Source organism: Nitrobacter sp. TKz-YC01 (assembly GCF_047824785.1).
In the GTDB taxonomy this organism is placed as follows: domain Bacteria; phylum Pseudomonadota; class Alphaproteobacteria; order Rhizobiales; family Xanthobacteraceae; genus Nitrobacter.
Genome location: NZ_CP181167.1, coordinates 1,898,195 through 1,922,386, shown reverse-complemented (window position 1 = coordinate 1,922,386; position 24,192 = coordinate 1,898,195). Strand labels below are relative to the sequence as shown.

Annotated in this window: 22 protein-coding genes and 1 tRNA gene; 15 read left to right on the top strand and 8 right to left on the bottom strand. The window is 61.6% G+C overall.

Going from position 1 to position 24,192, the window contains the following annotated elements:
- Positions 1 to 801: 801 nt before the first annotated feature.
- Positions 802 to 1,305 carry a BA14K family protein gene (locus ACMYR2_RS09055; RefSeq protein ID WP_347264768.1) on the bottom strand — a complete coding sequence of 168 codons (504 nt, stop codon included), beginning with the start codon at positions 1,303 to 1,305 and terminating at the stop codon, positions 802 to 804.
- Between ACMYR2_RS09055 and ACMYR2_RS09050 the strand changes: the two genes are divergently transcribed.
- Complete coding sequence (locus ACMYR2_RS09050) at positions 1,304 to 1,591, top strand: hypothetical protein (RefSeq protein WP_347264767.1); 288 nt, start codon at positions 1,304 to 1,306, stop codon at positions 1,589 to 1,591. The genes ACMYR2_RS09055 and ACMYR2_RS09050 overlap by 2 nt on opposite strands.
- Positions 1,592 to 1,626: 35 nt before the next feature.
- Here ACMYR2_RS09050 and uvrA read toward each other — a convergent pair whose 3' ends face one another.
- Both uvrA and ACMYR2_RS09040 read right to left on the bottom strand, forming a co-directional pair.
- Positions 1,627 to 4,602 carry an excinuclease ABC subunit UvrA gene (gene uvrA, locus ACMYR2_RS09045; protein WP_347264766.1) on the bottom strand — a complete coding sequence of 992 codons (2,976 nt, stop codon included), beginning with the start codon at positions 4,600 to 4,602 and terminating at the stop codon, positions 1,627 to 1,629.
- Positions 4,603 to 5,001: 399 nt separating this feature from the next.
- The gene (locus ACMYR2_RS09040; RefSeq protein ID WP_347264765.1) at positions 5,002 to 5,772 is read right to left on the bottom strand and encodes an outer membrane protein; all 771 of its coding nucleotides are present in this window, start codon (positions 5,770 to 5,772) and stop codon (positions 5,002 to 5,004) included.
- Between the two features lie 418 nt (positions 5,773 to 6,190).
- On the opposite strand from ACMYR2_RS09040, the gene ACMYR2_RS09035 reads away from it, so the two are divergent.
- Complete coding sequence (locus ACMYR2_RS09035) at positions 6,191 to 6,673, top strand: single-stranded DNA-binding protein (protein WP_347264764.1); 483 nt, start codon at positions 6,191 to 6,193, stop codon at positions 6,671 to 6,673.
- 70 nt (positions 6,674 to 6,743) lie between these two features.
- Here ACMYR2_RS09035 and ACMYR2_RS09030 read toward each other — a convergent pair whose 3' ends face one another.
- From ACMYR2_RS09030 to ACMYR2_RS09010, 5 genes are all read right to left on the bottom strand, one after another.
- On the bottom strand, positions 6,744 to 7,697 hold the full coding sequence (locus ACMYR2_RS09030) for a homocysteine S-methyltransferase family protein (RefSeq protein ID WP_416194033.1): 954 nt from the start codon (positions 7,695 to 7,697) through the stop codon (positions 6,744 to 6,746).
- A gap of 592 nt (positions 7,698 to 8,289) precedes the next feature.
- A tRNA-Arg gene (locus ACMYR2_RS09025) sits at positions 8,290 to 8,361 on the bottom strand.
- Positions 8,362 to 8,564: 203 nt separating this feature from the next.
- A complete protein-coding gene (locus tag ACMYR2_RS09020; RefSeq protein ID WP_416194032.1) occupies positions 8,565 to 9,269 on the bottom strand; it encodes a carbonic anhydrase in 705 nt (234 codons plus the stop codon).
- A gap of 265 nt (positions 9,270 to 9,534) precedes the next feature.
- Positions 9,535 to 10,725 (bottom strand): tyrosine-type recombinase/integrase, encoded by a 1,191-nt coding sequence (locus tag ACMYR2_RS09015; RefSeq protein WP_416194031.1) that lies wholly within the window; start codon positions 10,723 to 10,725, stop codon positions 9,535 to 9,537.
- Between the two features lie 232 nt (positions 10,726 to 10,957).
- Positions 10,958 to 11,884, bottom strand: a complete 927-nt coding sequence (locus ACMYR2_RS09010; protein WP_416194030.1) for a phage Gp37/Gp68 family protein — start codon at positions 11,882 to 11,884, stop codon at positions 10,958 to 10,960.
- Between ACMYR2_RS09010 and ACMYR2_RS09005 the strand changes: the two genes are divergently transcribed.
- The 13 genes from ACMYR2_RS09005 (at position 11,871) to ACMYR2_RS08945 (ending at position 24,189) form a co-directional block, all read left to right on the top strand.
- On the top strand, positions 11,871 to 12,341 hold the full coding sequence (locus ACMYR2_RS09005) for a GapR family DNA-binding domain-containing protein (RefSeq protein WP_416194079.1): 471 nt from the start codon (positions 11,871 to 11,873) through the stop codon (positions 12,339 to 12,341). The genes ACMYR2_RS09010 and ACMYR2_RS09005 overlap by 14 nt on opposite strands.
- Positions 12,341 to 14,290 carry an MT-A70 family methyltransferase gene (locus tag ACMYR2_RS09000; protein ID WP_416194029.1) on the top strand — a complete coding sequence of 650 codons (1,950 nt, stop codon included), beginning with the start codon at positions 12,341 to 12,343 and terminating at the stop codon, positions 14,288 to 14,290. Before ACMYR2_RS09005 ends, ACMYR2_RS09000 begins: the two co-directional genes overlap by 1 nt.
- A 17-nt stretch (positions 14,291 to 14,307) precedes the next feature.
- Complete coding sequence (locus ACMYR2_RS08995; protein ID WP_416194028.1) at positions 14,308 to 14,691, top strand: hypothetical protein; 384 nt, start codon at positions 14,308 to 14,310, stop codon at positions 14,689 to 14,691.
- A complete protein-coding gene (locus ACMYR2_RS08990) occupies positions 14,688 to 14,897 on the top strand; it encodes a hypothetical protein (RefSeq protein ID WP_416194027.1) in 210 nt (69 codons plus the stop codon). Before ACMYR2_RS08995 ends, ACMYR2_RS08990 begins: the two co-directional genes overlap by 4 nt.
- Positions 14,894 to 15,619, top strand: a complete 726-nt coding sequence (locus ACMYR2_RS08985; RefSeq protein WP_416194026.1) for a hypothetical protein — start codon at positions 14,894 to 14,896, stop codon at positions 15,617 to 15,619. Before ACMYR2_RS08990 ends, ACMYR2_RS08985 begins: the two co-directional genes overlap by 4 nt.
- Before the next feature lie 221 nt (positions 15,620 to 15,840).
- Positions 15,841 to 16,977: a hypothetical protein gene (locus tag ACMYR2_RS08980; RefSeq protein ID WP_416194025.1), complete on the top strand. Its 1,137-nt coding sequence runs from the start codon at positions 15,841 to 15,843 to the stop codon at positions 16,975 to 16,977.
- A complete protein-coding gene (gene nusG, locus ACMYR2_RS08975) occupies positions 16,974 to 17,678 on the top strand; it encodes a transcription termination/antitermination protein NusG (protein ID WP_416194024.1) in 705 nt (234 codons plus the stop codon). Before ACMYR2_RS08980 ends, nusG begins: the two co-directional genes overlap by 4 nt.
- Before the next feature lie 273 nt (positions 17,679 to 17,951).
- Positions 17,952 to 18,197 carry a hypothetical protein gene (locus tag ACMYR2_RS08970; protein ID WP_244613653.1) on the top strand — a complete coding sequence of 82 codons (246 nt, stop codon included), beginning with the start codon at positions 17,952 to 17,954 and terminating at the stop codon, positions 18,195 to 18,197.
- Positions 18,198 to 18,447: 250 nt separating this feature from the next.
- Positions 18,448 to 18,879, top strand: a complete 432-nt coding sequence (locus ACMYR2_RS08965) for a P27 family phage terminase small subunit (protein ID WP_416194023.1) — start codon at positions 18,448 to 18,450, stop codon at positions 18,877 to 18,879.
- A complete protein-coding gene (locus ACMYR2_RS08960) occupies positions 18,860 to 20,266 on the top strand; it encodes a site-specific DNA-methyltransferase (RefSeq protein ID WP_416194022.1) in 1,407 nt (468 codons plus the stop codon). Before ACMYR2_RS08965 ends, ACMYR2_RS08960 begins: the two co-directional genes overlap by 20 nt.
- Positions 20,199 to 22,067 (top strand): terminase large subunit, encoded by a 1,869-nt coding sequence (locus ACMYR2_RS08955; RefSeq protein ID WP_416194021.1) that lies wholly within the window; start codon positions 20,199 to 20,201, stop codon positions 22,065 to 22,067. Before ACMYR2_RS08960 ends, ACMYR2_RS08955 begins: the two co-directional genes overlap by 68 nt.
- A gap of 12 nt (positions 22,068 to 22,079) precedes the next feature.
- Positions 22,080 to 23,360, top strand: coding sequence for a phage portal protein (locus ACMYR2_RS08950; RefSeq protein ID WP_416194020.1), 1,281 nt, complete (start codon positions 22,080 to 22,082; stop codon positions 23,358 to 23,360).
- Positions 23,338 to 24,189 (top strand): head maturation protease, ClpP-related, encoded by an 852-nt coding sequence (locus tag ACMYR2_RS08945; protein WP_416194019.1) that lies wholly within the window; start codon positions 23,338 to 23,340, stop codon positions 24,187 to 24,189. The genes ACMYR2_RS08950 and ACMYR2_RS08945 overlap by 23 nt, the downstream gene beginning before the upstream one ends.
- Positions 24,190 to 24,192: the final 3 nt, after the last annotated feature.

Sequence of the window (24,192 nt, the reverse complement as noted above, 5' to 3'; positions counted from 1 at the left end):
CCGTAACTGTCCGTCACCGCTTCGTGCGGCAGCGGCGGTTTCCCTTCGCGAGCTTCAGCGCCCGCGGTTCGGCCGCCCGGTCCGACCTGTCCGGTCAGGTTTCACCGGACCTCAAGCCCGCGAGGCGGACTCGGACTCAACGCCTCGCATCCCCATTTGAGCCGGTTTTGGTCCGGCTCTTCGCGCTCCTGATGCCCCAAGGTGCTCCTGATAACCCCAAGCTCCCGGGGCAATATCACCCACCACATCCACTGCCTCTACCGGCGGATGGAGTAGCCCGATCCTGATCTCCAGAGCCCGTCCGCTTCTGATGGAATAAGAAGCGGGCTCCATGATTTTGATTTGACGCGCCTTCTTCACGCGAACCGGTGCGGTGTCCGCTTCGCTTGAAAACGCTCCAAGGAGCGTCCGGCGGAAACCCCAAAACACTCGCGCCGAACAGGACTGAAGCTAGGGCGACTCCCTTGCATACGTCAAGGACTAGTGAGAACTTGTGAATCAAACACTAAATATGGTGGAAAAGGGAGAGACCAAGCATCGAATTTCGCCTAGAATTGCTTCAAGTATCAGTGAGTCCCGGGGGATTCCCAACGGCAAACCCTTGAAATCGCCTACTCGAAGTGAATTTCGCCCGCTGTTCACAAGGCGGTCGCTTAATGCAGACGAAGGGTTGCTAAAAGCCGCGACTCGGGGCGCGCAGAGGTGGTGGAAGAAAAGCAAAAGAAAAGGAGCGGGGCTTTCGCACCGCTCCGGGGAATAAAAGGCCGGTGACCGGCGAGTATCATCAGCGCCTTGGTGTCATTAGCGTCTTGGGCAAGGATGACGTTTGCCGTCGTGCCCCAGGTAGGTTCCGGAACGCACGTCGTATGATTTGAATCGCCGCTGGCAGTAGGTGACATCTCTGCCATTGGTTCGCACCACTGTCGGAGCGACAGCCGGGCCGTCGTCATAATACCCGTCGTCATACCCGTAATCGGAATAGAAGGGTGATCCCCAACCTAGTCCCGGTCCCCAACCTCCACCCCAGCCCCATCCCCATGGACTGCCCCACAAGCCTCCGCCCAACAGGCCGCCGCCGATCAAACCTGGGTAGAATCCACCTCCCCAACCTCCACCCCAGCCACGACGCCATCCGCGTCCACCCCAGCCGATGCGATGCCCGCGCCAGCCACGTCCCGCCCAGCCGATTCGATGGCCTCCCCAACCCCGACCGGCCCAGCCCATGCGCCCGCCCCCGCCGAAATGTCGGCCACCACCCATGAAGCTGCCGCCGCCAATGCGGGCGCCGCCGCCAGAGAATCCCATGGCTTTTGATCCCCATCCTTGTGCAACGCTCGGCGACGCAACGGCCAGCGGCGCTAAAGCGATGACGGTCGCCGCTAAAACGGATTTGAAACGGAACATATTCGTAACTCCATGTTCAGGTATTCCAATCGAAGGCTTCGCTCCACGAACCAAACGTGGCGACAACTGGGGAGTTCCGCAACGGCCGCCATGGTCATGTTCCATCTCCGGTGCGCGCATCCGTTTCAACAAAAAAATCCCTGAAAATATCTTTCTGACAAGACGCTTGGGCATAAATCTTCATTGATGAGTTCATCGTTCACAAGATTGCGCGGCCGTGCGTCATTCGGCCGCTTCACTCGCATTCGGGTTATGCCGCCTTGGCTTTCCTGCCTTTTCCAGAATCGGCTTTAAGAACTTGCCGGTATGGCTGCGCGGCGCTTTCACAATGTCTTCCGGGGTTCCCCAAGCGACAATCTCGCCGCCTCCGTCCCCGCCATCGGGGCCTAGGTCGATCACCCAATCCGCTGTCTTGATGACTTCGAGATTGTGCTCGATCACCGTAACCGTGTTCCCTTGCGCCACCAGCTCGTGCAGCACTTCAAGAAGTTTCTTGACGTCATGGAAATGCAGGCCGGTTGTCGGTTCATCGAGAATGTAAAGCGTGCGGCCGGTCGCTCGCTTCGACAGTTCCTTGGCGAGCTTGACGCGCTGCGCTTCACCGCCTGACAGCGTGGTCGCCTGCTGTCCCACACGGATGTAGCCGAGGCCGACGCGCTGCAGCGTCAAGAAGGTGTCGCGCACGCGCGGCACCGCCTTGAAAAACTCGGCGGCTTCCTCGACCGTCATGTCGAGCACGTCCGAAATCGACTTGCCTTTGAACAGCACCTCAAGCGTTTCGCGATTGTAGCGCTTGCCCTTGCAGGCGTCGCAGGTGACATAAACATCGGGCAGGAAGTGCATCTCGATCTTGATGACCCCATCGCCCTGGCAGGCCTCGCAACGCCCGCCCTTGACGTTGAACGAGAAGCGGCCGGGCGCATAACCGCGGGCCTTGGCTTCCGGCAACCCGGCGAACCACTCGCGGATCGGCGTAAAGGCGCCGGTGTAGGTCGCGGGATTGGAGCGCGGCGTGCGCCCGATCGGAGACTGGTCGATGTCGATGATCTTGTCGATATGCTCCAGGCCTTCGATACGGTCATGGGACGCGGGAGGGTCACTCGCATTGTTCAGCTTGCGCGCGATCGCTTTGTAAAGCGTGTCGATCAGCAGCGTTGACTTGCCGCCGCCGGAGACGCCGGTGACGCAGGTGAACAGGCCAAGCGGAATTTCCGCGGTGACGTTCTTTAGATTGTTGCCGCGCGCGTTGACCAGCTTGATGGTGCGGCGATGGTTCGGCGGCCGCCGCTCGGAAATCTCGACTGACAGTTCGCCTGTCAGATATTTGCCGGTCAGCGATTTGGAATTGCGCATGATGTCGGCCGGCGTGCCCTGCGCGACGATGTGGCCGCCGTGAACCCCGGCGCCGGGGCCGATATCAAGCACATGGTCGGCGAGGCGGATGGCATCCTCGTCGTGTTCGACAACGATCACGGTATTGCCGAGATTGCGCAGCCGCTTCAGCGTTTCAAGCAGGCGGGCATTGTCGCGCTGGTGCAGTCCGATCGACGGCTCGTCCAGCACGTAAAGCACGCCGGTGAGACCTGAGCCGATCTGAGAAGCAAGTCGAATGCGCTGGCTCTCGCCGCCGGACAGCGTGCCGGAAGCGCGTGACAGCGTGAGATAGCCAAGGCCGACGTCGAGCAGAAACGACAGCCGTTCGCGGATCTCCTTGAGGACGCGTCCGGCAATTTCGTTCTGCTGCGCCGAGAGCATGGTCGGGACCGCCTCGAACCATTCGCCGGCGCCGCGAACCGACAACTCGCTGATCTCGCCGATGTGCTTGCCCCCGATTTTAACGCACAGCGCTTCCGGCTTGAGTCGATATCCCTTGCAGGAATCGCACGGCACATCGGAGAAATACTTTCCAAGCTCCTCGCGCGCCCATTCACTTTCGGTCTCGCGATAACGGCGCTCGATGTTGGGGATGATGCCTTCGAACGGTTTCCTGGTTTCGTAGGAGCGCACGCCGTCCTCGTAGGAGAACCTGATCTCGTTGTCGCCCGAGCCATGCAAAAGCGCGGTCTGCGTCTTCTTCGGCAGATCCTTCCATCTGGTATCGAGAGCGAACTTGTAGAATTTTCCGAGCGCGGTGAGCGTCTGCAGGTAATACGGTGACGACGATTTCGCCCACGGCGCGATCGCGCCCTTGCGCAGGGTCAGATCCCGGTTCGGGATGACAAGATTTTCATCGACATGCTGCTCGACACCGAGACCACCGCATTTCGGGCAAGCGCCGTAGGGATTATTGAACGAGAACAGCCGCGGCTCGATCTCGGGAAGCGTGAAGCCCGATACCGGGCACGCGAACTTTTCCGAGAACAGGATGCGTTCAGGCCCGCTCCTGTCGTGAATCTTCGCGACCTTTTTCTTTTCGCCCGCTCCGAGCGGAGGAGGGGCATCCGCATATTCGATCACCGCCAACCCTTCCGCGAGTTTCAAGGCGATCTCGAACGACTCAGCCAGCCTCTGGCCCAGGTCCGGCCGGACGACGATGCGGTCAACCACCACATCGATATCGTGCGGAAACTTCTTATCCAGCGCGGGAGCGTCGGCGAGCTCGTGGAACGAGCCATCGATCTTGACGCGCTGAAAGCCCTTCTTGAGATACTCCGCGAGTTCTTTTCGATACTCGCCCTTTCGGCCGCGGACGACCGGCGCCAACAGATAGAGCCGCGTGCCATCGGGCAGCGCCAGTACCCGGTCGACCATCTGCGACACCGTCTGGCTCTCGATCGGCAGGCCGGTGGCGGGCGAATAGGGCACGCCGACGCGCGCCCATAACAGCCGCATGTAATCGTAGATCTCCGTCACGGTCCCCACGGTGGAGCGCGGGTTCTTCGACGTCGTCTTCTGTTCGATGGAGATCGCAGGCGACAGGCCGTCGATCTGATCGACATCGGGCTTCTGCATCATCTCCAGGAACTGACGCGCATAGGCCGACAGCGACTCGACATAGCGGCGCTGACCCTCGGCATAGATGGTGTCGAACGCCAGCGAGGACTTGCCGGAGCCGGACAGGCCGGTGAACACCACCAGCTTGTCGCGCGGTATCTCCAGATCGACGTTCTTCAGATTGTGTTCGCGCGCGCCGCGGATCGTGATGGCGCGACTCGCGGAGCTCGATTGTTGCCGCTTGGCCTTTATGACTTCGTCCATGACAGGGCTTTTTCCGGGCGCAAGAACCGCGCCGCGTTCAGGCGCGCCGCGCCGGGCGAAATCCCGGTAGTGGCGCCGTTTGTGGCAGTCCGTGGAACGTAGATAGAACAGCGGGAGATTTCCAGAGGGTGGCAACGATCCTGGAGCGTTTTCAAGCGAAACAGACACCGGTTCGCGTGAAGAAAATGCGTTAAATCAAGATCATAGAGCTTCGCTTCTGATTCAATCAGAAGCGATAATGCTCTAGACGATTTCATCGCAAAGGTAGCCCGGCAAAGCTTTCACGGCGGCCCGCTCTCGCGATTCTTGCAAAAATACGTATCGATCCCAGTGCAAACAAAAAAAGGCCGGCAAAAGCCGACCTTAAAAAGTTTACCAGGGAAATCGGATCAGGAGCTATCAGTACCGCGCGATGGCGGGGCCACCCCAGCGGTAATTGATGCGCGCGGTGACGATGTCCACGTCTTGGCTGATGTTATTCGTAAACAGCGCACCGGGAACTCCGATAACGCCATTGTTGGTAAAGGTGTGCCTGTTGTTGCCCATGAAGATGTGATCGTACTCGAAGGCGAGCGACCAGTTCGGCGCGAATCCATATTCCAGGCCGACGCCCACGACCGCACCCCAGCGGTTGTTGTTGACGCTGTCGGTTGCCTGAACGCCGGTCGCGGTAACAAGGCTGCGGTATCGATTGGACGTCACGGCGGCGCCGCCCTTCACGTAGAGCAGGGTGGCATCCCAGGCGTAACCGACCTGGCCGGTGAACAGGCCGAATGCGTTCAGACTGCTGGTGTTGGTGAAGGCCGGGAAGGCGAGGCTGACATTGCGGCCGCTCAGATCAGCCCAGTTGCCCTGGGCCTCAAGACCGAACAACCAGTTGGTCGCCTGCCAGCGGTAACCGATCTGACCACCGGCCGTGCCGCCGGTTGCGTCATGGCACCCCTCACGCGACACCACGACACCCGCGGGCGTCGTAAAGTCCCAGCAGTTCCGGCTCGATCCCCAGCCGCCGTTCGCACCGATGTAGAATCCGCTCCAGTCGTAAATCGCGGGCAGCATCGGAGGGGGAGCCTTCGTATAGGGGCGCGGGGCAAGGTCGGCCGCGGCGGCTGGCGCGGCGCCAAGGCCAATAGCGAGAGCACTGACGGCTCCGATCAGTAGCTTGTTCATTTCGATCCCCCCTGACTTTGCTTTAATTTCAACCGCTAAAGCACGAGCGCTGGCATTCACCCCGAATTTTGTGAATCATTTATACTCTCCGGCGCGACAAAATGCCGTCTCTCAAATGCAACACGTCAGCTCAAATCGGCTCGCCTTCTGCGCGCTCGGCCGGAAAATTCGGGCGAGCGGGTGGCGGGACCTGGGCAAATCTCCGCCCTCCTATTGTAGAGAACGAATAAAGAACATAATATACGGTGCATTCGATCGTGGATAACCCGGCGGGCGGCCTCTCGGCGCGGCGAGGGGAGTGTAGGCTGCCTGAACGCCTGCCACGGCTGGATCGAGGGCAGGGATTTGAAGTGGAACGCCTGTTTGGGTTATCGCCGGTTTGAGCTGGCAATCGGGATGGGACAATTGGAGAACGGCGATGGCGGGTAGCGTGAACAAGGTTATTCTGATCGGCAATCTCGGCGCCGACCCGGAGATCAAACGAACCCAGGACGGACGGCCGATCGCCAACCTGCGGATTGCCACCTCTGAAACCTGGCGCGACAGAACCAGCGGCGAGCGCAAGGAGAAGACCGAGTGGCATCGCGTCGTGATCTTCAGCGAAGGCCTCTGTAAGATCGCTGAGCAGTATTTGAAGAAAGGCTCGAAGGTCTACATCGAAGGTCAGTTGCAGACCCGCAAATGGACGGACCAGAGCGGCGTGGAAAAATACTCCACCGAAGTGGTGCTTCAGAACTTCAATTCAACTCTGACGATGCTCGATGGCCGCAATAGCGGCGGCGGCAATTTCGGACCTGACGATGCCGGCAGCGGCTTCGGGTCCGGAAATCCGTCCGGCAGCGCGCCACGCCGTGCCGCGACCGCCGCCGGCGGCGACATGGACGACGACATTCCATTTTAGAGGCCGTTTCGAAAGGGGTTGAGTGGTCGTGGTTTGGATGGTTCCAAGGAGTTGCGAGCTTCTTGGAGTCTCAAGCCATACCCGAATCCGGCATGCAGACCTCGCAGATTGCGGCTAGGTGCCGGTGGTCCGTTCCGCAACACCCGCCAAGTATATGCATCGAGGGAAACGCCCGCATCAGCGCGCTGTATCTGCGGCTGAGATCGGCCATATCGCCGATATCGAGTGTGTCGGATTCGTCGAGTTCGGCGTGACTCCTGGCCGACGCGTTGGCGCGTACGCCGTGGATGCGCGTCACCCAAGCCTCATCACGCTCCAGCGCCTGCTCGAAATGGATCGGGTGGGCGCAGTTGACCATGTAGTAGGCCGGCGACGCGCTGGTCGCCTCATCGGTCGCCTCGATCGCCGCCCGTAGCGTCGTGCCGTCGATTAGCTTGCCGTCTATCTCCACAGTGAAGGAGATGACGCATGGCATACCCGCCGCCTTCGCAGCGCGTGCGATGCCCACCGCTTCGTTTATCGTGTTCATAGTAATCGCCGAAACCATGTCGGCTTGCGTGCCCGCGAAGATGTCGACCTGGAACGCGTGGTAGTCTTGCGCCTCGGCGGCCTCCATACGGGCAATCTTGTAGCCGTCGCCGCGCGGTCCAATTGCTCCGTTTAGCACGATCGGCGTCGCTCGCGTCTCCCACCGGTCGCGCAGGGTCGCGACCAGGTCCACGGCCGCGATGTTGACAGCGCGCAGTCTGTCGGGCTCGAAGCCGATCAGCCGGCCCCAATCAAGGCTTGCCCGCCAGGTGGCGGTGTCAAGCACGAAACCGAGACCATGCTTTCTGGCGATTGGCAGGAAATGCTCGTAATACTTCATCAGCTCTGCGCGACCATTCTCGTCCTCAAGCAGCACGAAGGATGCGAACTGCGGCAGGTGCTGGCCTTGCAAGAAGATAAGCGCGGTCTCCATTCCGCCGTCGCTGAGAAACAGGCCACCTGCGGCCTGCGGTAATGCGTGACGATACTTGGCCATGGTTGGTTGCCCTCTATAAATGGCGGGCGGAAACACCGTCTTCGACCACGCAGTTGTTGCTAATTCGTTCTGCGTGCTTGACGGATTGCGTGCTTGACGGATACTGCAGCACCTTCGCGGCGAGCCGCCATAGCGTAGTGTTGCCGACTTTGCGCGGCAGGTTAATGGCATACTCTGCCGACCTCGCCAACGGTGCGGATAACGGACCCGTCAGGCATCGTGATCGGATTATCGAAGCGGCGGGACCAGTCCCATTCCAGCCACCACTCATTTGACGTGCCCACGTCCTGAATGAGGTGCCAGCGTCTGATCCGCTCCGGAGTAAGCTGCCTAAGCGGTGCACCTCGCATGGACTGCGCAAGGCGGCGGCGACATACCTCGCAAAGCAGGGCGCGACCGACCATCAACTTATGGCATGGTTCGGATGAACCTCAATTTCGCAGGCGCAAGTTTACACAAGGGCCGCGAATCGGAAACGTATGGCGGAAGCCGCTGCGAAGCTCATTACCGGAACAGGCATTGGCTCACCCGTTGACCCAGTGAGCCAAGTTGAGCCGTAAGTCATTGAAAACAAAGGAGTCTGAAAATGAGGTGGCGATCCCGGCAGGATTCGAACCTGCAACCCGCGGAGTAGAAATCCGCTACTACGTTTCCGAATTACGCCGTGAGGGCAAAGGCTTGTCGGTTATTGCTGAAGCACCTCGGGACTTTCCTCGGGACCAGTAGCACACGCGTGCATAGGTTGAGCAATCGTAAGAGCGATATGGGCTCGACAAACTGCTACTGACGGCAGTGGCGCCAGGGCGTGCACCCGATAATACTCATCATCGCAGTGCAGCCCTGATGTAATGAAAAACCAGCGACTTTCTAAACGAGTGTGATTTTTCCTGTTGCAAGTTCGTACACCCCGCCGACAACGCGGATTTTTTTCTTCGTCACCATGTCGGACAGAATAGGGGTCGCTTGCTGAAGCCGCTCCACGTTATGGCGCACGTTTGCGATGACGGCGCGTTGTTCCAGATTATCGCCCGACTCTTTAAGGACTGACTCGATGCCAGGCTTCATTGCCCTTGCGAGGTCCGCGATATGGCCAGGCAAATTGTTGCCTTTTTGAAGTGCTTCGACGGTCGCTTTGACCGCGCCGCAACTGCTATGGCCTAGCACCATGATGAGTTTGGTGCCGAGTACAGCGGCACCATACTCCAAACTCGCCAGGCCGTCCGTTGTTACGAAATTTCCCGCGACACGAACGACGAACAGATCCCCTGGCTCCTGATCGAATGCCAGTTCTGGTGCGATACGGGAATCAGCACATCCCAAGATTGCTGCAAATGGAGCTTGACCGGCGGCACGGCTGGCCCGACTAAATGAGAAGTCACGCTCGCGAGGTTGGTTCGCCGCGTAACGTGCATTGCCCTCGATCAGCAAATTTAACGCTGCGTCCGGCGTGTCGGCTCCGGTTACTGGTTGAGCTTCAGCGATACTAACGAGCGATGCTGTTGCCAGCGCTGCGGTGCTCGTCTGGAGAAACGTACGGCGACTCAGGCTGAGATTCGAACAAGCTGTGCACAATGGCGTTATTCCTCCAGTTTTATTCGGTGATGCGCCGGCAAGGAAGTCGCTACATTTTGAGAATGTTACTGTGGACTAGGGTCCGTCCCCACAAAAGCGTTGGCGGGACCGGCGTGCTGGGATTCCACGCTCTGCGATTGACCTTCAAGTCGTTGTTTCTTGCATGGTCAATCTTAATATTCTCTTCCGCGACTGCAGCCGTTCGTTCAGGATTGCGTTCTGTCTCCTGATTTGGATGATACTTCCGTTCTCCGCCAGGCTGCTGCTACGGTTTCGAATTACGTAGTGAATGCGAAGGCTTGTCGTCTGTTTCTGAAGCATCTTGGGACTTCTCGGTCTCGAGAATTCGCGGGGCGGCGGCGCTGGTGCGCTCCATGCCCTCCCGCAGATCCTCAAGCAGCACGTCGGCATAGAATTCCGCGGTGATCTTGATGTCGGTGTGGCCGAGCAGCTTCTGGACCAGCCGGAGGTTGCCTGTCTCTCGCAGCGTGCGGGTGGCGGCGGTATGGCGAAGATCGTGGATCCTTGCCTTCACGCCGGCGCGCTTGGTGGCGTAGCGCCAGTGCGAGGCGAAGCCGTGGACCGTGATCGGGTAACGGGTGCCGCGGATGTACTGCTGGCCGTTCTTCCCGTTCTTGTTGGTGCGGCGGGCGATGAACGTGAAGACGGCCTCCGGGTGGTGGCCGCGCCGCGACCACAGCAGGGCATAAGCCTCTTTCGTCAGCGGGATCACGCGCGGGACGCCGCCCTTGGTGATGACGCGCACCACAGCCTGCTCAAAGTCAACCTGGGGCCAGCGCAGCAGCAGATTGCCGCGGCGCAGGCCGGTGATGACGGCGAAGCGCCGCAGCGCGGCATAGTCGGCATCCTCCTCGGCGTCGATCGCGGCTTCCTCGGCGTGGCCGATTTCCCGGATCGGACGCTTGGTCTCCTTCAGCCAATGCTTCTCCCATTTCGGAGGACGCGGCACCACGGCGTCCCAATTGTCGACCGCGCGGGTGATGACCCGGCGCAGCAGGCCCGTGGTGGTCTTGTTAACCCGTTTGTTGCTGATCGGGCGCCACAGCTGCGTGCCGTTGTCGTCGCGGCCAGCACGGACCCGGTCCTGGCGTCGCTCGGCGATCAGGCGGGAGAGCGTGTCGTCGGTGATGTCGTGCAGGAATGTGCGGTCGCCGATGGTGTCGCGGATCCGGCCCAGCGCATGCTGCATGTCGCGCTCTGCACCCTGGCTGCCGACTTCGGCCCACCAGCGATCACAGGCGGCATCGAGCCTTAAGGGCTCGCCCGCGGCGACGGTGATGGATTTGACCAGCTCTCGGGCTTTGGCTTTCTCCGTGGCCTCGACAGCCTTCGCGTCACGTTCACACGTCTTTTTTGTTGATCCGGAAAAGCGATAACCCGAGATTTGAAAGTCGAACTGCCAGTATCGGGAGCCCTTGATGGGATAGACGGACATTCGGCAATCTCGTGCAGCGTTAGGAGAAATCCTGCGACGTCGGCGGCGGTGAAGACCCAGCGCGGATGCTTCCGGCCAAAGCCCTTGACCCGGCCCCTCAGGTGGCCGGCCTCACGATGCCTCCTCAGGGTCTTGACGTCCATAGGGATCAGCCGTGCCAGATCCGGCATCCCGAGGGTAGCCGAGCGCATAAACGCGGCCTGCAGGGCGTCTGGCAGGGCCGGGGCGGGCGTCATCGCACGGCCTCCGGCATGGCATTGTGCTCGACGCCGTCGAGCAGCCGGCCGGCGGCTTTCTTGCCGACGCGCATCATTGCGAAGGGACTGGTATCGCTACGATGGTCGGCGCGGTGCCAGGATGGCCCATTCATCAGCCCATCAAGATGTACCCAACGCGCACCTGAGCGGTCCATGCTGCCGTCAGCATGCCCGCGATCTTCGGTTGCTGGTTCCCATTCGCCCCACTGCTTGAAGAAGAACGGCACGCCGGCGGCGGCGCACTGATCGCGCAGGCTTCGCGCCCAATCAGGATGCATCGGCCGTGCGCCCGGGCCGGACTCGCCGCCGACGATGACCCAATCGAGGCGCGGCCATTGGCGTGGGGACGCCGCTGTAAAACCGCCCATGTGATCAGGGGTCTGAAAGAAGGTGATCGATGATCCTGATGAACCGACCGCATCGATCTGCGCGCCACAAATTGAGCCGGCTCCCGTCTTCGCCTTACCGCGCTCCTCTCGCTCAATAACCTCTGGCATCGCTGCGCGGATGCCGTCCAATGTGCCGACGCGTTCGAGGTCGATCGGCCCCAGTAGCGGCTCGGCGCTGATGAAGCGCACCGCGGCCGGCGTCGCCAGCAGATCCGGAATCCGCTCGTCGGCTTCCTTCTGCCGCTCGGTGCTGACACCCAACCACACGTTAGGGAGGGGCCAGCCCGGCCAATCCCCGTTAGTGCCTGCGATTACTCTGCCGAGCGCGTCGTCGATGTAGCGTCGCATCCGCGCGCTGCGTTTCGTAAGGCACTGGTAGGTATGCTGCGGCGTCAGCGCCATCACGGCGAACACCTTGTCGATCCACTCGTCGGGCACGCTCTCGTGGAACAGGTCCGACATCGAGTTGACGAAGTAGGTGGTGGGTCTCTTGCGCCGGATGCGCCGCATCATCAAGCGGCGCGACAAGGATCCGGCCGAGGTCGCCGAGGAAGACACCATTTTCGAAACCTACATGGCGGAACTCGGCATGACGCCCGAGCCACCGCTGCCGTCGATGGTGCGCGCGCTCGGCGTTGACGTGCTGGCGCGCGAGCAGGTCATCGACGCGTTGTCGTCGCTGATCCCGGCCAACGGCGAGATCATCGCCCGCGTCGGCGGCGAGCCGATGCGGCTGTGGCGCGACGAAGAGGGTCGGGCCTATGCCGAGGTCTATGTGCCGCCGGCGGCAGCGCCGAAGGAAAAAACCGGCCGCGCGCTGAAAACGCCGGCGACCGTGCTCACCATGGTGCCGGGCGGAAAGCTTGCGAGCGAGGATGTCAGGCGCAAGGCCGACGCGGCCGAGAAGCGCGGCCAGGCGAGCAAGCCGGACGTGGCCGCCGACAGCGACGACGAAGGCGAGAACGCGTGATGGCCGAGCTCGTCAAATACGAAGAAGCGCGCCGGCTGCTCGCGGAAGCTGTTGCCGTCGACGAAGTGCAGGCGATCCGCAGCAAGGCCGAGGCCATGCGGGCCTATGCCCGGCAGGCCAAGGACCGCGACATGGAAATTGCCGCGGCGCAGATTCGCTTCCGCGCGGAGCGGCGGCTCGGTGAGCTGATCATTGCGCAAAAGGAAACTGTTGGCCTAAACCGTGGTCGCGCCGGCGCGGGTCGGCCGTCTTTAGGCGGTGCCGAAACGGAACAGCCTAAAGACGATCGGCCGACGCTCGAACAGGCCGGCATCGATCGCAAGCTGTCGTCTCGGGCGCAGCGCATGGCGGCGATCGAGCCCGAAAGGTTCGAGGCCCTACTCGATCGGCACCGCGAAGAGGTCGAGGCCGGCAATAATAAGGTGTCCGTCGACCTGATGCGCACATCGGCCGAGGCCGATGGCCGCGAGCGCCGCCGCGCGCTGCAGCAGACGCTTTCCGACGAGACCGCGAAGCTGCCGACCGGCCGCCGATTCCCGGTCCTTTATGCCGACCCGCCGTGGCACCGGAAGCAGGGCGTCACCGGCCGCTCTTATGAGAACCACTATCCCACCATGACGTGGGATGAGATTTGCGCGCTGCCTATCAGGGACCTTCTGCTGCCGGATGCCTGGGTGTTTCTCTGGATCCCGCGCGCACACATGTTCGCGCTCCATGCGGTCGATATGGAATTCGCAACCGATGACGGCGTCGTCATCACCCGCAAGGTGCAGTTGCCGCTGGCCTGGGCCGTGGCGCGCGCTTGGGGCTGCGACAGCTATTCAACCGCCTTCGTCTGGACCAAGACCGACGAAGAGCATCCCGAGGATCAGGGCGGCGGCGTCATCACCTTTGATCAGGACGAGATCCTGCTCTTGTTCAAGCGCGGGCGTGGCCTGCCGAAACCTGACACCAAGGAAAAGTTCGGCTCCAATCATCGGGAGCGGTCCAAGCCGCTCGGACATTCGCGCAAGCCTGAATTCTACCGGGAGATGATCGCCACCATGTGCGGCGGGCTGCCGGTGATGGAGCTGTTCGCCCGCGTCGATGCCGAGCATCCGTTGCCGCCGAAGTGGGAAGGCTGGGGCAACCAGACTAGTCCGTCGTCGGATGATGCGACGGCCGAGTCCGCCACCATTACCAACGAGACCGCTGAGACAAGCATTGCGGTCAGTTTGCCGAGTTGCGCAAACTTGCAACTTCGACCTGCGGAGACCATCGCGCCCGGAAATGCGGCCGATGAGTCATCCGCCGGAGGCGCGACGACGTTGCCCGTCGCGGCTTCCGTCCTTTCCGCCCCAACTGATCCGGTTGACGTGACCGCCGATGCGGTTGACGAATTCGCCGATACGATTGACAGCGTCGCGCCCGAATTGGCCGGGGCGTCGGCGGAAGCGGCGCCGCCGCCGCCCGACAGCGAGCCCGACGAATTCACCATTCTCAAGGCGTTCTCAAGTTTCGCGACGCCGGATCGGTTCAATATCATCGGTCCATATACGGTCGACTACATCGCTCGCGGGCTGGTGTTCAAGTATGGCGGCATCACGGATTGGGGACTTACCGCTGCCGGCTACGACCGTCTGGATGAGCTGAAGCGCGAGCGCGCCGGCCTTACGCCGAAGGTGCTGACGCCGCCGGCGGTCTCCGAGCTTTCCGACGACGAGCGGGACATGCGCGAGGTGCTGGCGGCGGTCGCAGGCGCATATCGCTCCGATCTGTCAGTGACCGCTCGTACGGCGTACGAGCGCGACCTCATCGGGCTCGGCTTTCTGAGCGTCATCGACGATTGCGGCGGTCTCGCCGTCACCGAGGCTGGCCACGTCTGGCTAAGCGAAACGGAAGCCGGCAGCGCGCCGCCGTCGCTCACGCAGCCGGAGCCTTTGACGCCTGTGCAAACTCGCTTGTTCTGAACCTGGGGAGCCAACTTATGACGGAAATTCGTCATCATCACACGATCGCGCCGATCCATATGCGGCGCGTTGTGCTCGAGTCGCCTTATGCTGGGGACGTTGAGGCCAATATCGCCTATGCGCGCGCCTGTATTCGGGACTCGTTGCTTCGGGGCGAAGCGCCGATCGCCAGTCATCTGCTATATACGCAAGCGGGCATCCTGAATGACGACGATCCGCACGAACGGTCACACGGCATCAATGCGGGCCATGCGTGGCTGTTCTCCGATCTGCATGCTGTGGTGGTTTATACCGACCGCGGCATCAGCTCGGGGATGCAGGTCGGCATCAACTCCGCGCAATTTCATCGCGTTCCTATCGAATATCGGACGATCGCTCCGCAGCCGGCGTTCGAGAAATGACCTCAACCCGTCACAGCTGGGGCGAGCCCGCGCGGTTCGAGCGCAAGTCCGAGCGTGAGTGCCGGCGCTGCGGCATGGTCAAGGTCACGCGGCATGAGGCCGAAGGTCCGCGCGATGTGCACTGGACCGAATTCTGGCGCGATTGCGAGCAGGTCCCGGCAGACTCCACACCGCCATGTGATGCGCGGTTCGAGGGGTGGTCATGACCGTTGGTGCCGATGACGATCACATCAGCCTCACCGAAGCGATTGCGCTGTCGCTGCAGGATTACTGGAAATCTATTGGCCTTTATCTCCCGCATTGCCGCGCGGAAGATATCGCGCGATCAGCGCTCCTGCGCCTGCAGCCACGGCGCGTGTCTCTCCGTGCTCTCCGTGAGCTGGATGACCTTGGTCTTGCGGAAGAGACGCGAGAGAGAGAGATGGCTTTTCAGGATGCTGTTGCTGAACTTGCGAGGCGAGCCGCGTCGGGCGGGGATCAGGATTGGGACGAACGTGGCGTCGCTGCGCTGCTCGCGCAGAAGCGTAACGACATCTACCACGTCGACAATGGCCAGACCGGCACATTGCCGCCGCCGCTGTTCCGCATGGGTTACGAGTGGGCCGCGCTGTCGATTATCAGGATCCTCGAAGGTGTCCTGGCGAAGGCGTCCGAGGACATCTGCACAACCACGGAATTCCAGCACGTCGGGAAAGGTCTCTACAAGCAGGTAGGGGAGCCGCGCCCGAGCGACCCTCGCCGCCGCGCCGCGCTCGATCTGATCAAGGAAATCGAGCGGTACGGCCAGAATGCTTTGCGCGGCATGTTCTTCCGATCGAAACGCAAGAGCGCCTACACGCCCGCCGATGATGCGGCGATCGCAGAGCTGATCAAAGAGAAGCGGGCCGCAATATCTGGCGACCTTTTCCGGATCGGGGGGCGGTCGTGAACGAACCGATCGCGGATCTGCTCGCCCTGTCCGTGCATCAGATGACTCTTTGCCTTGTTCTGTTGCGTCCGGCGTCGAACTGAAACCACAGCACGAAAGTTTAGATCATGTCACGCGACTCCGCGCGGCGCAGGCCGCGCCGCATCGCCGCCGATGAGGCTCATGCCTGGGCGCGCAATCTGCGGCTCAACAATCATCACGGCAAGGATGTGCTTAAATCGTTGACGCTGTATGTCGACGGCGACGGCTTTTGCTTTGTCGGCATCGAGCAGCTGGCGTTCGATTGCGAGCTGTCGCCCGACACCGTGCGGCGGCGGCTGGTATGGCTTGAGGACATCGGCGCCATCACCCGGCAATCGCAATGGCTCGACGCTAGTGGCGTGCGCAACGGCGAGGGGCGTGGAAAGCGCACGAGCGATCTGATCCGGCTCCTGATCGACGACGGCAATGTCGAGCACATCGAGGCCCGCGCCCGTGGTGAGTCCGTCGCGAATTATTCAGCAGAAACAACGGCGTTTAGCCCTAGCAGCCAGCGAGGGCTAAATCCGGCGCCGGAATCCGTTAGCCCTGCGCCAGCCCTCTGCCAGCCCTCGCAGTCGTGCGAGGGTCTAATCTCTGAACCTGAACCTGAATCTTCCCCCTTACCCCCTTCCAGGGGGAGTGTGCCCGACGACTGGAAGGAATTTGAAAGCGATTGGCAGGAACCGATTCTGCGGCAGTCGCTCGCGATCCAGGAATGGAGCGCATTGTCGCCTGCTGATAGGCAGGCCGCACGTCGAGCCGCCCGCGGCTACGTGGTCTGGCGTGCCAAGCAACGCAAGCCGCCCAACGTCATTGGCGCGCACCTGTTCCTACGAGAGCGCTCAGCGTGGGCCGGCTTTGCCGCGTTCGTGCCCGAAGCCGGAGTCGCCGTCGATCCCGAGGGTGTCTGGATCGCCGAAGATTCGGATGGCTTCCGCGTCCTCGAATTTCTGCACCGCTTGGCGCGCGTGCCGGCGCCGTATGTGCGCACAAATTCTGACGGAAGCCGCGGATACTACCGAAAGGGAAAAAGCGCGGTCGGTGCTGACGCGCTCGCCATGCTCGAATTCGTCGATCAGTCGGACCTGCGCTGGGACCTCATCCCGCACGGAACGCCGCAATTTGCCGCCTGGCAACGCCGCTTTGTCGAATGGGTAGGGAAGCCCCTGGCAATGAAGATCGGCGAATCCGGTATCCGCGTCCCGTGTCCGTGGCCTCCAAAACGGGACGGTACGATTTATCGCGGCGATGCGGCTCCGCGCGATGAATCGGCGCACTCCGACGATGCCATCGGTGACGTCGCGCAAAACGACCATCAGGGGGAAATGCGATCATGATCGGTGAACTGCAACGGCTTGAGATCGGACAATTCGTCGGCACCGTTGATCTCGACGCGCGTCGAGGGCCGGCATCGGTGCCGATGCGCCCGGAGTGCTGGTTCATTCTGCGCACTCATCCGGGCCGCGAACGCAAGGTCATGCGTGAATTCGACCGGCGCAACATCAGCGCCTATTGTCCGTTGATCGCAAAGCAACAGCGGGTGCTGCGCCGGGTACATGGATCGAGCTGGACCTATGAGATCAAGCGGCAGGTCTTGGTGCCGCTATTTCCGCAGCTCGTGTTCGTGCCGGCCTTTGAGCGCGTTCCGAATGATATCAGCGGCGTTTCAGGATGGCTGCGCTTTGGGGAGTGGTTCGCGCGGATTCCATCAGAGCGTGAGCCGACGTCAGAGCGCGGGGCGTGCATGGAGGACATCCATCATCTGGTCGCCATCGCTAATACGCCGCACAGCAAGCGCGATGCGAAGTTTGAGGTTGGCGACCTTGTCCGCATCGTGGATGGACCGTTCCGCGACTTTTCCGGCCGCATCGAGCGACTCGACTCCAGGGGGCGACTCAGCGTAGCGATCGAGATATTCGGACGCCTGTCGCCGACCATGATGTCGGAAGAACAGATCGAACCGTCACCGGGTCCAACGGATACCTGCACGGTTCGTGAGGGGCGAAAGCCTCGGCGAGGTAGCTTCAGCTGCCGTTGAAAGGATTCCGCGCAAAAAGCCCCGCAATCGTGCGGGGCTTTTTACGTTTAGGAGTGGCGGTAGTGCTCATGCTGCCGCTGACGCTTCCCATAGACTTGGCCTGCCGGTGTCCATGCCGTGCAGGCCTTTCCTTTGAGTATGCCGACAGTTTCCGATTATGACGCGCGCCGTGGGTCCGCTCGCTCTCGTGGTTACGATGGGCGCTGGGATCGTGCAGCGAAGCAGTTCAAGTGGAAGCACCCGCTCTGCCTCGGTTGCAAAGCAGAGGGTAGGGTGACGCCAACGGCAGTGGTCGATCACGTCGTGCCGCACCGAGGCGACATGACGCTGTTCTGGGATCAGGCTAGGTGGCAGCCGTCCTGTCCGTTCCACCATAACGTCGTCAAACAACAGCTCGAGCACATGTTCGATCGCGGCGCGCTTCCGGAGGCCGAGCTGTGGTTGGACTCGGCGACGGCGGTTGCGGTCAGTCGCCGCGAGAGGGCGGTGATCGGTGCGGATGGTTGGGTCGGAGGGTGATGGTCACTCGGCGGCTTAAAATTATAAGAATAAAATCCAAATCTTCGACGAGACCCGAGGTAAAAAAATGCCTCCATGCGGAATCCCGGTCCAAAAATTTTCGTCCATGGGATGACCCCGGGGGGCAAAAAACTTTGCAGGGTTTCACCTAGGGACCGGCGGCCCCCCTTCGGACGCAAAAAGTTGGAATTAAATACAAAAAGCCACCTTGATGCGCGGTGCTAAACCAAAGCTCCGGAATGTCATCCCCATGCGGCCGGATGACGTTGATGCGGAAAAGCTTCGCAAGAAGATGACGCAACGGACGATCAGGCGGCTGATGCCGCGTGATCTGCCGCCTGAAGTCGAGATGGAATACAAGCGCGTCGCCGCGATCCTTGCGGATCCATCGGTTGACCGTCTCAAGGCCCGCTACATCGACACGATCATCGAATATTGCCGCTGCACCGTTCGAATGCGCGGTCTGCGGGCGTCAATGCCGACGCTGGCGCACGAAATCTATCGCGTGAAAACGCGCAACGGCGATCAGGTGAAGAGCCACCCGCATGTTGCGCAGGTCAACGAGAGTTGGCGGCAGTGGCGATCGCTCGTTGCGATGCTTGGCCTGTCGCCGACCGATGAGCGCAACCTTCTGCCCGGTCAGGGCGACCTGTTTGATGAAAATGACCAATACTTCGACTAAGCCAAAGCGCGCGCGGAAGCCGAAGGCCGAGACGCCGCGCGTCGAGCTTGAGCCGATCGGTCCGCGCGCGGCCAATCGCGTTCGCGAGGAGACCTGGCCGATCGACCAGCTGCGGCCTTACGATCGCAACGCCAAGAAGCACGACCAGGCGCAGCTGGATCAGATTCGCGCCTCGCTCCGGCAATATGGGCAGGTGCACCGTGTGCTGGTTGATGATGCCGGTGTCGTTATCGCTGGTCACGGTCGGCTCGAGGCGCTGAAGCAAGAGCAGTTCGCCGAGGTGCGCGTTCTGATCGCAGTCGGTTGGGAAGAGGCGGAAAAGCGCAAGTTCCGCCTTGCTGATAACCAGCTCACCATGTCGACGGGCTGGGATGAGAAGCTTCTCAAGGGCGAAGTGCTCGAGCTTGGCGCGCTCGGCGTCGAGCTGGATCAGCTCGGTTTTGAGCCTGGCCGCATCGCGGGTCTGCTGCACGAGCCGACAGCCGGCCTGACCGATCCGGACGAGGTGCCCGAGCCGCCGCCGGTGCCGACATCGCGGCGGGGCGATGTGTGGATCCTCGGGCGCCACCGCATCACCAACGGCGATTCCACCAACCCGGAGGATGTCGCTCGCGTTCTGGCCGGCCGTGTGCCTCACCTGATGGTCACCGATCCGCCCTATGGCGTGAAATATGATCCGGCCTGGCGGCAAGCAGCGGGCGTCACGTCAAAGGATGCGGCGACCGGCAAGGTATTGAACGATGATCGCGCCGATTGGCGAGAGGCGTGGGAGCTGTTTCCCGGTGACGTTGCGTACATCTGGCACGCTGGCGCCTATTGCGGCGACGTCGCCAATTCCCTCACGGCCTGCAGATTCAAGATTCGGGCGCACATCGTTTGGGTGAAGCAGCGTCATGTGCTCGGGCGCGGCGATTATCACTTTCAGCATGAGCCGTGCTTCTATGCCGTGAAAGAGGGGGCGGACGAGCGCTGGCACTTCGTTCCGGAGCATGAGGTTGCGACCTACACCGTGCGCGACGGGGAGCGCGGCCATTACGAGGGCGGCCGCAAGCAATCGACCGTCTGGAACATCGAGCACGTTAAGTCCGAAACCGGTCACGGCACCCAAAAGCCGGTTGAGGCCATGAAACGGCCGATCGAGAACAACTCGCAGCCGGGCGAGATGGTCTATGAGCCGTTCTCCGGGTCCGGCACCACCATCATCGCGGCCGAAATCACCGGCCGCAAATGCTTCGCGATCGAGTTGAATCCGCTTTACGTCGATGTCGCCGTGAAGCGCTGGCAGCAATTCACCGGCCTTGTGGCCACCCTGGAATCCGATGGACGAAGTTTCGACGACGTTGCCGCCGAACGCGACGCCGAGCGTCGCGCCGCCGCCGCAGCCTGATCTCGAACCAGAGGATGAGGTCACGGCTTATGCCGCGGCCGTCCTGGCTGGCGAGATCGTGGCGGGTCCGCTTGTGCGCCTCGCATGCGAGCGGCATCAGTGCGACCGCGCTTCAGGCGATGAGCGCGGCGTGGTGTTCGACGTCCATGCAGCGCAGCGTGCGATCGGCTTTTTCCGCGACGTGCTCACGGTCGAGGTCGAGGAGCGTGACGAATATGGCGAGGTATCGACCTATGCGTCGCCGTTCAACCTGCAGCCGTGGCAGGCATTCATTACCGGCTCGCTGTTCGGGTGGAAGAATGCGCTAGGATTCCGGCGTTTCCGCCGCGCGTATGTCGAGATCGGCAAGGGCAACGGCAAGTCGCCGCTCGCCGCCGGAATCGGTCATTACATGCTGCTGGGCTGCCGCAAGCTGCGCGCCGAGGTCTACTCTGCCGCGACCGATAAGGATCAGGCCGCCATTCTGTTTCGCGACGCGGTTGCGATGTGGGAACGATCGCCCGCGTTGCGGCGGCGCCTGAAGCCGAAGGGTGCGAACCCGGTGTGGGAGCTGCACACCAGCCGTCCCGGCGTAAATTCCTACTTCAAGCCGATCTCGTCCGACAAGAAGGGCAAATCCGGTATTCGCCCGTATTGCGCGCTGATCGACGAGGTGCATGAGCACCCGGATAATTCCGTGATCGAGATGATGCGCGCCGGCACCAAAGGAAACCAGGAGGCGCTGCTGTTCGAGATCACGAACTCCGGTTTCGACAAAAAGACGGTCTGCGGGCAAGAGCACGACATGTCGGTGCGGGTTCTCAAGCGCGAATTTGAGAACGACGCCTGGTTCGCCTTCATTGCTAATCTAGATGATGCGGATGATCCGTTCGAGGATGAGACCTGTTGGCCGAAGGCCAACCCGAACCTCGGTGTTTCGATCCAACCCGGATTCATCCGCGAGCAGGTGCAGGAAGCGCGCGGCATGCCGTCGAAAGAGGGCCTCGTTCGCCGCCTGCATTTCTGCCAGTGGACGGAGTCGGCGACGTCGGCGATCCCCCGCAAGATCTGGGAGGCTTGCGAGGGCGAGGTGGACGTGGAGGCGCTCACCGAGAAAAATGTGCCGTGCTATGGCGGCCTCGATCTCTCCCGCGCGCGCGACCTGACCGCCTTCACGTTGACCTGGCTGCTCGATGCGACGAAAGATCAATGGAAGTTCGCGTCAAAAACGTGGTTCTGGACGCCGGCCGACACGTTGAAGGAGCGAGCGAAATCAGACCGCGCGCCTTACGTGCTATGGGCCGAGCAAGGCCACATGGAAGCGGTGCCGGGTCCGCGCATCAAGTATTCCTGGGTCGCCGACGCTCTGCAGCACCTTGTGGCGACGTATCATCCGGTGATGATCGGCGCCGACCAGTATGGCCTCGAGCAGCTCCTGGACGCGCTCGGCGAAAAGGGCGGGTCGATCCCGGCCGAGGTCCATCCACAAGGATTCCAGCGCCGGATTATCGGCGAACGGGACGGTAATCATAACCGCGAGACCGGCGCCGACGACATCGTTTGGTGGATGCCGGACTCGATCAACAAGCTTGAGGCGGCGCTGCTCGAGCAGCGCATCACGGTCGCGGTTAACCCGGTCATGCGCATGTGCGCCGGCGGCGTGGTCTATGAGCAGAACCGCACCGGGCATCGCATGTTCAATAAGGACAAGGCGACCACCCGTATCGACGGAATGGTTTCGCTGGCCATGTCGATCGGCGTGGCGACATCAATGCGAGACGACTCGTCCGTTTACAGCAAGCGCGGCGCGCTGGTCCTTTAACCTGGAAATCGCATGGGCCTTTGGTCACGTATATTCGGGGGCGGCGCTTCCCGATCCCCGGAACCGCGCGCGGCGATTCAATCGGCGGGCGGCGGCGTTGTCGTCACGACGTCGGAGCAGCTGGAAGAGGTGCTCCGCACCGGGAACGCAACCGCCTCCGGCGTGACGGTGACGCCAGACAAGGCAATGCGGGTCGCTGCGGTCTATGCCTGCGTGCGACTCCGTTCCGGCGTCCCGGCGAATATGCCGCTGCATATCAAGCGTAGAATCGACGCTCGGACGCGAGAGGACGCGTCGGATCATCCGTTATGGTCGATCTTCCGCCGCCGGCCGAACCGCTGGCAAACGCCGTCTCAGTTCAAGCGCATGATGACCGCGCATCTGTTGCTGCGGGGGAATGCCTACGCCTTGATCGTTCGATCGCGCGGCATGGTGAAAGAGCTGATCCCGCTGCACCCCGACCGCGTGGAGTGCAAGCAACTCGATAGCCTCACGCTGGAATATACCTACACCCGCAAGGATGGTCGCCGGATCGTGCTGCCGCAGGTGGATGTGTTTCATCTGGTCGGCCTGACGCTGGACGGCGTCCATGGCGTCTCTGTCATCACCTACGCGCGCGAAACCATCGGCCTGTCACTGGCGCAGGAAGATCACGGCGCGACGGTATTCAAAAATGGCGCGCGAGTGTCGATGGTGCTGAAACACCCGAAGGCGCTCGGTTCGGAAGGCATCGAACTCCTGCGCTCAAGTCTCGATGACTTCCGCACTGGCGGCGCAAAGGAAGGAAAGGCCCTCATTCTCGAAGAGGGCATGGAAGCGAGTCAACTCTCCATGACCGCCGAGGACGCGCAGTGGATCGAGAGCCGCAAGTTCTCACGATCCGATATCGCGATGTTCTTCGGCGTCCCGCCGCACATGATCGGCGACACGGAAAAGAGCACGAGCTGGGGCACCGGCATCGCCTCACAGACGCAAGGCTTCGTGACGTTTTGCGCCGAGGACGATCTGACCACCTGGGAAGAGACGATCAACCGGGACCTGATCGCCGACAATGACAAAGATATCTACGCCAGATTCAATCGGGCGTCGCTGGTCAAGGGCGATATCAAGATGCGCTGGGAAGCGCATGTGAAGGCGCTGCAATGGGGTGTCATGAGTCCGAACGAGGTTCGGGCGCTCGAAGACCTCAACCCGCGCGAGGCCGGCGACATCTATTACCCGCCGCCGAACACCGCCGGCGGTGACGACAAGCCAGAAAAGGATGAAGGCGATGAGCCTACGCAAGCTGCCTGAGGCGCGGACGTTTCAGCGCCCGCAGAATTTTCAGTGGGACGCGCCGAGCGACGTGCTGGCGCGCTGGGCCGAGGCTCCGCGCGCCGCCGCGTCCGATGACGATACCACCATCAGCATGTTCGAAGTGATCGGCGAGGATTGGTGGTCGGGCGGCGGGGTGACGGCTAAGCGCATTTCCGCGGCGCTGCGCTCGATTGGCGACCGGGACGTGACCGTCAGGATCAACTCGCCCGGCGGCGACATGTTCGAGGGCATCGCGATCTACAACCTGTTGCGCGGTCATCCCGCCAAGGTGACGGTCGAGGTGCTGGGCTGGGCAGCTTCTGCCGCTTCAATCATCGCCATGGCCGGTGATGAGATCAGGATGGGGCTCGGCACATTCATGATGGTGCACAACGCCTGGGGCGTCGTGATCGGCAACCGTCACGACATGCGCGAATCCGCCGATCTGTTCGACGGATTCGATAGCGCCATTGCGGATATCTACGAAGCGCGCACCGGCCTGAAGCGCGCTGCGATCGAAAAGCTGATGGATGCCGAAACGTTCATGGGGCCGTCCGAGGCGGTGAAGAATGGATTTGCTGACCTGATCGATGACGCCATCGGCGCCGACCAGTCCGATGCCGAAAATTCTGTCGCCGGCGTAGTGAACGCCCGGCGGCGTATGGATGCTGCTCTTGCGAAACAAGGCGTCCCGCGTGTCGAGCGGCGGCGCATGTTCGCGGAGCTTGCAGGGGGTACGCATGACGCTGCCCCGACAGCCACGCATGACGCTGGCTACAGCGACGTATTCGTTGAGCGCTTCGTCAGCGCTTTCAAGCCACACTGAAAG

Bases quoted from the DNA above. Each gene is read 5' to 3' on its own strand.
- ACMYR2_RS09050 (WP_347264767.1), top strand. From the start codon at position 1,304: ATGGCTTTTGATCCCCATCCTTGTGCAACGCTCGGCGACGCAACGGCC.
- ACMYR2_RS09055 (WP_347264768.1), bottom strand. From the start codon at position 1,305: ATGGGATTCTCTGGCGGCGGCGCCCGCATTGGCGGCGGCAGCTTCATG.
- uvrA (WP_347264766.1), bottom strand. From the start codon at position 4,602: ATGGACGAAGTCATAAAGGCCAAGCGGCAACAATCGAGCTCCGCGAGT.
- ACMYR2_RS09040 (WP_347264765.1), bottom strand. From the start codon at position 5,772: ATGAACAAGCTACTGATCGGAGCCGTCAGTGCTCTCGCTATTGGCCTT.
- ACMYR2_RS09035 (WP_347264764.1), top strand. From the start codon at position 6,191: ATGGCGGGTAGCGTGAACAAGGTTATTCTGATCGGCAATCTCGGCGCC.
- ACMYR2_RS09030 (WP_416194033.1), bottom strand. From the start codon at position 7,697: ATGGCCAAGTATCGTCACGCATTACCGCAGGCCGCAGGTGGCCTGTTT.
- ACMYR2_RS09015 (WP_416194031.1), bottom strand. From the start codon at position 10,725: ATGTCCGTCTATCCCATCAAGGGCTCCCGATACTGGCAGTTCGACTTT.
- ACMYR2_RS09005 (WP_416194079.1), top strand. From the start codon at position 11,871: ATGCGCCGCATCATCAAGCGGCGCGACAAGGATCCGGCCGAGGTCGCC.
- ACMYR2_RS09010 (WP_416194030.1), bottom strand. From the start codon at position 11,884: ATGATGCGGCGCATCCGGCGCAAGAGACCCACCACCTACTTCGTCAAC.
- ACMYR2_RS09000 (WP_416194029.1), top strand. From the start codon at position 12,341: ATGGCCGAGCTCGTCAAATACGAAGAAGCGCGCCGGCTGCTCGCGGAA.
- ACMYR2_RS08995 (WP_416194028.1), top strand. From the start codon at position 14,308: ATGACGGAAATTCGTCATCATCACACGATCGCGCCGATCCATATGCGG.
- ACMYR2_RS08990 (WP_416194027.1), top strand. From the start codon at position 14,688: ATGACCTCAACCCGTCACAGCTGGGGCGAGCCCGCGCGGTTCGAGCGC.
- ACMYR2_RS08985 (WP_416194026.1), top strand. From the start codon at position 14,894: ATGACCGTTGGTGCCGATGACGATCACATCAGCCTCACCGAAGCGATT.
- nusG (WP_416194024.1), top strand. From the start codon at position 16,974: ATGATCGGTGAACTGCAACGGCTTGAGATCGGACAATTCGTCGGCACC.
- ACMYR2_RS08965 (WP_416194023.1), top strand. From the start codon at position 18,448: ATGCGGCCGGATGACGTTGATGCGGAAAAGCTTCGCAAGAAGATGACG.
- ACMYR2_RS08960 (WP_416194022.1), top strand. From the start codon at position 18,860: ATGACCAATACTTCGACTAAGCCAAAGCGCGCGCGGAAGCCGAAGGCC.
- ACMYR2_RS08955 (WP_416194021.1), top strand. From the start codon at position 20,199: ATGGACGAAGTTTCGACGACGTTGCCGCCGAACGCGACGCCGAGCGTC.
- ACMYR2_RS08950 (WP_416194020.1), top strand. From the start codon at position 22,080: ATGGGCCTTTGGTCACGTATATTCGGGGGCGGCGCTTCCCGATCCCCG.
- ACMYR2_RS08945 (WP_416194019.1), top strand. From the start codon at position 23,338: ATGAGCCTACGCAAGCTGCCTGAGGCGCGGACGTTTCAGCGCCCGCAG.